Origin of the sequence: Streptomyces turgidiscabies Car8 (genome assembly GCF_000331005.1) — a bacterium.
GTDB lineage: Bacteria > Actinomycetota > Actinomycetes > Streptomycetales > Streptomycetaceae > Streptomyces > Streptomyces turgidiscabies.
Genome location: NZ_AEJB01000671.1, coordinates 1 through 6178, shown reverse-complemented (window position 1 = coordinate 6178; position 6178 = coordinate 1). Strand labels below are relative to the sequence as shown.

At 66.8% G+C, this 6178-nt stretch carries 6 protein-coding genes and 2 tRNA genes; 7 read left to right on the top strand and 1 reads right to left on the bottom strand.

Going from position 1 to position 6178, the window contains the following annotated elements:
• The first annotated feature begins 354 nt into the window (after positions 1 to 354).
• Both STRTUCAR8_RS46645 and STRTUCAR8_RS46640 read left to right on the top strand, forming a co-directional pair.
• Complete coding sequence (locus STRTUCAR8_RS46645) at positions 355 to 792, top strand: HD domain-containing protein (protein ID WP_044474084.1); 438 nt, start codon at positions 355 to 357, stop codon at positions 790 to 792.
• Positions 793 to 967: 175 nt separating this feature from the next.
• Positions 968 to 1162, top strand: a complete 195-nt coding sequence (locus STRTUCAR8_RS46640) for a hypothetical protein (protein WP_006383514.1) — start codon at positions 968 to 970, stop codon at positions 1160 to 1162.
• A 102-nt stretch (positions 1163 to 1264) separates the two neighbouring features.
• On the opposite strand, the gene STRTUCAR8_RS46635 is transcribed toward STRTUCAR8_RS46640, so the two are convergent.
• Positions 1265 to 1335: transfer RNA gene (locus tag STRTUCAR8_RS46635), tRNA-Gly, on the bottom strand.
• A 140-nt stretch (positions 1336 to 1475) separates the two neighbouring features.
• Here STRTUCAR8_RS46635 and STRTUCAR8_RS46630 point away from each other — a divergent pair.
• From STRTUCAR8_RS46630 to clpX, 5 genes are all read left to right on the top strand, one after another.
• Positions 1476 to 1552 (top strand) — tRNA-Pro (locus tag STRTUCAR8_RS46630).
• Between the two features lie 213 nt (positions 1553 to 1765).
• Positions 1766 to 3160 carry a trigger factor gene (tig, locus tag STRTUCAR8_RS46625; RefSeq protein WP_006383515.1) on the top strand — a complete coding sequence of 465 codons (1395 nt, stop codon included), beginning with the start codon at positions 1766 to 1768 and terminating at the stop codon, positions 3158 to 3160.
• Positions 3161 to 3607: 447 nt separating this feature from the next.
• Positions 3608 to 4216, top strand: a complete 609-nt coding sequence (locus STRTUCAR8_RS46620) for an ATP-dependent Clp protease proteolytic subunit (protein WP_044474085.1) — start codon at positions 3608 to 3610, stop codon at positions 4214 to 4216.
• A 50-nt stretch (positions 4217 to 4266) separates the two neighbouring features.
• Positions 4267 to 4965: an ATP-dependent Clp protease proteolytic subunit gene (locus STRTUCAR8_RS46615; RefSeq protein ID WP_006383519.1), complete on the top strand. Its 699-nt coding sequence runs from the start codon at positions 4267 to 4269 to the stop codon at positions 4963 to 4965.
• A gap of 194 nt (positions 4966 to 5159) precedes the next feature.
• Positions 5160 to 6178, top strand: a 1019-nt coding sequence (clpX, locus tag STRTUCAR8_RS46610; RefSeq protein ID WP_006383516.1) for an ATP-dependent Clp protease ATP-binding subunit ClpX, incomplete at its 3' end; no start/stop codon positions are given.

The following is a 6178-nucleotide window of genomic DNA, read 5'->3' as shown; positions in this document are numbered from 1 at the left end:
ACGGGATGGGACGGGTAGGGGCGGCGGGGGCGAAAACCCCGGGCACCCACCCCGCAGCCAAAGGCCCCAACACCGCCCGCACGAACTCCCCCCGCGCCAGCCACGAGAAAAGACGTCCCCGCCACACTGATCCCGAGGATCGGCTTCGCTTCGGGCTGCTCAGCCGGCCGAAGAGCTTGCCTCCACAGTCAAGATAGTGTCAAGTAATCGTCAATAATTACTTTACCGAACGATTCGTAGGGTCGACATGAGACCACCGGAGCCCTGTCGGGACAGGCCGAGCCCCAGACTTGCCACGTGACCAGAACCCACGCGAACTCCCCAACACCCCTGACCCTGGCCGAAGTAGAGGCCATGGCCCGAGCCGCACACGCGGCGCAGACGGACAAGGCGGGCCGCCCCTACGCGGAGCACCTCCAGGCCGTCGCGGAGGGCGTGCGCGCGCGTGGAGGCGACGACGAGCAGATCGCGGCGGCCTGGCTGCATGACGCCGTGGAGGACGACGTACTGCCCGAACGCGCCCTGGAGGACGCCGCGTTGACCCGCCGCACGAAGGACATCGTGCTGGCCGTCACCAAGCGTGCGGGAGAGGCTCCCGAGGCGTACGCCCGGCGCATCCTCGACACCCCGGGCGCACTGCTGGTCAAGGAGTCGGACCTCGCGCACAACGCGGACCCGGCCCGCCTGGCGGCACTGGACGACCCGACGCGCGCTCGCCTCACCCGCAAATACGCCAGGATGCGGGCACTTCTCGGCCTCCAAGGAGGTGGATATCAGCCCAAGCACCCATAAGGAACACATTTCTGTGCCCTTTGTTTATCTATGGCGACAAAACGATCCCATGGGGCCGATGATGCGTCACCGGCCGCATACGGCGGCCTCGTTGGTGGCACGATGGATCTGGCGGGGGTGCGAGAGAAAGCATCCCTGGGCCGGTAGTGCGAACCGACCATAGGGTGTGATCAGTGTGGCCATTTCGTTGTCAGTGGTGCTGATGTTGGGAATCATCCTGGTGGTGCTGATTCGCGGAGGCACGATCAAGGCGGGTCCGGCGGTCGTCGCCATCCTCTTCGGCTTCTTCCTCGCCTCGACCGGCATGGCCGACGACATCCAACGCTTCCTGAACTCGATAGCGGACACGATCAACGAGATCCAGTTCTGACCGGGCCGCCCGGCCGGGCCGCCCGGCCGCAGGTCCAGCCGCCGGCCGGGGAGAAACACGACCGGCCCGGTTCCAGGGGAACCGGGCCGGCGGCAAGAACAGAGCGGGCGACGGGAATCGAACCCGCGTAGCTAGTTTGGAAGACTAGGGCTCTACCATTGAGCTACGCCCGCACAGGTGCGCCGCAGGTCAGATGACCGCGGCACAGAAACCATCGTAGCGGTTCGGGGCCCTTCGACGCACACCGCGTTTCCGGTCCTGAAATGCGGCCACCCCACGGCCTGTGGGCATGTACCCTACGTGTCGCACCAGACGGGGTGTGGCGCAGCTTGGTAGCGCGTCCGCTTTGGGAGCGGAAGGCCGTGGGTTCAAATCCCGCCACCCCGACCATCGTGCCGGACCACCGGCAGGATCATCTTCAAGATCACCTTTTGGGGCGTGTACCGGCTGCGGCTAGTATGCAAACTGCGCGCCCGTGTGTCTGCGTTGTTTACGTCCCTCAAGGGCCGCGAATCCGCTGAGGCTCCGCCGCGTCCGACATCAGGACAATCAGCAGAACCCGCAGCAGAACCCCAAGAAGTCAGCCCCCAAGGAGACCGAACCGTGAAGAGCGCCGTGGAGACCCTGAACCCGACCCGGGTTCGGCTCAGCATCGAGGTGCCCTTCGAGGAGCTCAAGGACAGCCTCGACGCGGCGTACAAGAAGATCAACCAGCAGGTCACGGTGAAGGGCTTCCGGAAGGGCAAGATCCCGGCGCGCATCATCGACCAGCGGTTCGGCCGCGGTGCGGTCCTGGAGGAGGCGGTCAACGACGCGCTCCCGAAGTTCTACACCGAAGCGGTCAACGAGGCCGAGCTCAACGTCCTGGGCCAGCCCGAGGTCGACATCACGGAGTTGAAGGACGGCGAGACGCTGAACTTCACCGCCGAGGTCGACGTCCGCCCGACCATCGAGATCCCGGACTACTCCGGCATCGAGGTCGAGGTCGACGCGATCGAGGTCACCGAGGAGGACATCGACAAGTCGGTCGAGCAGCTCCGTGAGCGCTTCGCCTCCACCTCCCCGGTCGAGCGTGCCGCCGAGGACGGCGACGTCGTGACGCTGGACCTGGAGGCCAAGGTCGACGGCGAGGTGCTGGAGGACGGCATCGCGAACGGCCTGTCCTACACCATCGGCTCCGGCGAGCTGCTGGACGGCGTCGACGAGGCCGTGACGGGCGTGGAGGCCGGTGGCGAGGCCACCTTCACCTCCGAGCTCAAGGGCGGCTCGGCGGCCGGCAAGGAGGCCGAGGTCACCGTCAAGGTCACCCAGGTCGCCGCCCGCGAACTCCCGGCCCTGGACGACGAGTTCGCCCAGCTCGCCTCCGAGTTCGACACCCTGGAGGAGCTGCGCGCGGACAGCCGCAAGCGCCTCGAGAACATGAAGCAGTACGACCAGGCCACGCAGGCCCAGGAGCGCGTCCTGGAGAAGCTGCTGGAGCTCGTCGAGGTGCCCGTCCCCGAGAAGCTTCTCGAGGAAGAGGTCAACACCCGCAAGCACAACCTGGAGCACCACCAGCTCGGCCAGATGGGCCTCGACCTCGAGAAGTACCTCGAGATCCAGGGCAAGACGGTCGAGGAGTTCGACACCGAGACCAAGGAAGCCGCGGTCAAGGGCATCAAGACCCAGTTCGTCCTCGACGAGCTGGTCAACAAGGAGAAGCTGAACGTCAACCAGGAGGAGCTCACCGAGCACCTCATGCGGCGCGCGGCCTCCTCCGGCATGTCCCCCGACCAGTTCGCCCAGGCGGTCGTCGAGGGCGGCCAGGTCCCGATGCTGGTCGGCGAGGTCGCCCGCGGCAAGGCCCTCGCGGTCGTCGTCGAGGCCGCCACGGTCAAGGACACCAATGGCGAGATCATCGACCTCGACGACGAGGAAGAGGACGAGACCACGGAGGCCACCTCCGAGGAGACCCCGGCCACCGAGACCGAGTCCCCCGAGGAGAAGCCCGAGGCCTGAGAACCACGGCACCTCTGAATCACGTACGACGGGCCCCGGCCGCGCACCATGCGCCGGGGCCCGTCTTCGTCTGCGGCCACAGGGGCGTACCCAGGGGCGCGGGGAACTGCGCGACAAGCCCCCACGGACCCGCGCCATGACCACCTCCCCGCGGGCCTACGGCGAATCCCGGGGCCCGGGGCGGGAGCCCCGCGACGCTCACCCCGACCCCGCCCCACACCCGGCCGACCCTCACCGGAAACCCTGCTCAACCCAGCGGAGCGCATGCGCTCACAGCGAACAGTTCCCTTCCCGGGATTCCCCGGAGGGACCCGCGCGTTAGGGTCCATGAGAGCGAGGGCAGGGGAGTCCCCGATAACCGTCGGGCGGCTTCACGCCCCGGCAGAACACGTGAGACGGCCCGGCGCCGTCGTAAGACGAGCAGGTGGACACGACGTGACGAATCTGATGCCTTCCGCCGCCGGCGAGCCTTCCATCGGCGGTGGCCTCGGCGACCAGGTCTACAACCGGCTGCTCAACGAGCGGATCATCTTCCTCGGCCAGCCGGTCGACGACGACATCGCGAACAAGATCACCGCGCAGCTGCTGCTCCTCGCGGCGGCTGACCCGGACAAGGACATCAACCTCTACATCAACAGCCCCGGCGGCTCGATCACGGCCGGCATGGCGATCTACGACACCATGCAGTTCATCAAGAACGACGTGATGACCATCGCCATGGGTCTCGCCGCTTCCATGGGCCAGTTCCTGCTCAGCGCGGGTACGCCCGGCAAGCGCTTCGCCCTGCCGAACGCCGAGATCCTGATCCACCAGCCCTCCGCGGGCCTCGCGGGTTCGGCCTCGGACATCAAGATCCACGCCGAGCGGCTGCTGCACACCAAGAAGCGCATGGCCGAGCTCACGGCGCAGCACACGGGCCAGACCGTCGAGCAGGTCACCCGGGACTCGGACCGCGACCGCTGGTTCGACCCCGAGGAGGCCAAGGCGTACGGCCTCATCGACGACGTCATCGCCACGGCCGCAGGCATCCCGGGCGGCGGCGGCACAGGGGTGTAAGTGCCCTCAACGCCCTCCAGCCCCCGCCTAAGCCCCTTTCAGGAGACACCGTGAACGACTTCCCCGGCAGCGGCCTCTACGACCGCACGACGGCCGCCCAGGCCGCCCAGGCGGAGTACACCGGCCCGCGCGCCGAGTCCCGCTACGTCATCCCGCGCTTCGTCGAGCGCACCTCGCAGGGCGTGCGTGAGTACGACCCGTACGCGAAGCTCTTCGAGGAGCGCGTGATCTTCCTCGGCGTCCAGATCGACGACGCCTCCGCCAACGACGTCATGGCACAGCTGCTGTGCCTGGAGTCGATGGACCCCGACCGGGACATCTCGGTCTACATCAACAGCCCCGGCGGCTCGTTCACGGCCCTCACGGCCATCTACGACACGATGCAGTTCGTGAAGCCGGACGTCCAGACGGTCTGCATGGGCCAGGCGGCCTCCGCCGCCGCGATCCTCCTCGCGGCCGGTACGCCGGGCAAGCGCATGGCGCTGCCCAACGCGCGCGTGCTGATCCACCAGCCGTACAGCGAGACCGGTCGCGGGCAGGTCTCCGACCTGGAGATCGCGGCCAACGAGATCCTCCGCATGCGTGCCCAGCTGGAGGACATGCTGGCCAAGCACTCCACCACGCCGATCGAGAAGATCCGCGAGGACATCGAGCGCGACAAGATCCTCACGGCCGAGGACGCGCTGTCGTACGGACTGATCGACCAGATCATTTCCACCCGGAAGATGAACAACGCCAGCGTCCGCTGACGTACTGGTAGGCGTACTGGCAGACGGAGAAGCTGTATCGTCTGCCGCCCCTCGGCACGGTTCCACTCGGCTCACGTCGAAGTGAACCGTGCCAAGGGGGGCCCGAACGAGGGTCCCGGCAAGGTACCGTCGACATAAGGCAGCACCAGGAGCCGCTGTACCCAGGCGTCTCCCAGGCGAAGGGGAAGCACACCGTGGCACGCATCGGTGACGGCGGCGATCTGCTCAAGTGCTCGTTCTGTGGCAAGAGCCAGAAGCAGGTCAAGAAGCTCATCGCAGGCCCCGGTGTGTACATCTGCGACGAGTGCATCGATCTCTGCAACGAGATCATCGAGGAAGAGCTCGCGGAGACGAGTGAGGTCAGGTGGGAGGAACTCCCCAAGCCTCGCGAGATCTACGAGTTCCTCGAGGGGTACGTAGTCGGTCAGGAGTCGGCCAAGAAGGCCCTGTCCGTCGCGGTGTACAACCACTACAAGCGGGTCCAGGCCGGTGAGAACGGCGGCGGTCAGAGCCGTGAGGACGCCATCGAGTTGGCGAAGTCGAACATCCTCCTGCTGGGCCCCACGGGCTCCGGCAAGACCCTCCTCGCGCAGACCCTGGCGCGCATGCTGAACGTCCCGTTCGCCATCGCCGACGCGACGGCGCTGACGGAGGCCGGGTATGTGGGCGAGGACGTCGAGAACATCCTGTTGAAGCTGATCCAGGCGGCGGACTACGACGTCAAGAAGGCCGAAACCGGAATCATCTACATCGACGAGATCGACAAGGTCGCGCGGAAGAGTGAAAACCCGTCGATCACGCGTGACGTGTCCGGCGAGGGCGTCCAGCAGGCACTGCTGAAGATTCTCGAAGGCACGACGGCCTCCGTCCCGCCGCAGGGCGGACGCAAGCACCCGCACCAGGAGTTCATCCAGATCGACACGACGAACGTGCTGTTCATCGTGGGCGGTGCCTTCGCGGGCCTGGAGAAGCTGGTCGAGTCCCGCGCGGGCGCCAAGGGCATCGGCTTCGGCGCGACGATCCGCTCCAAGAAGGAGCTGGAGGCGAAGGACCGCTTCGAGGACGTCATGCCCGAGGACCTGGTGAAGTTCGGCATGATCCCCGAGTTCATCGGCCGCCTCCCCGTCATCACGTCGGTCCACAACCTCGACCGTGAGGCCCTCCTCCAGATCCTGGTGGAGCCGCGCAACGCCCTCGTCAAGCAGTACCAGCG

Bases quoted from the DNA above. Each gene is read 5' to 3' on its own strand.
- STRTUCAR8_RS46645 (WP_044474084.1), top strand. From the start codon at position 355: ATGGCCCGAGCCGCACACGCGGCGCAGACGGACAAGGCGGGCCGCCCC.
- STRTUCAR8_RS46620 (WP_044474085.1), top strand. From the start codon at position 3,608: ATGCCTTCCGCCGCCGGCGAGCCTTCCATCGGCGGTGGCCTCGGCGAC.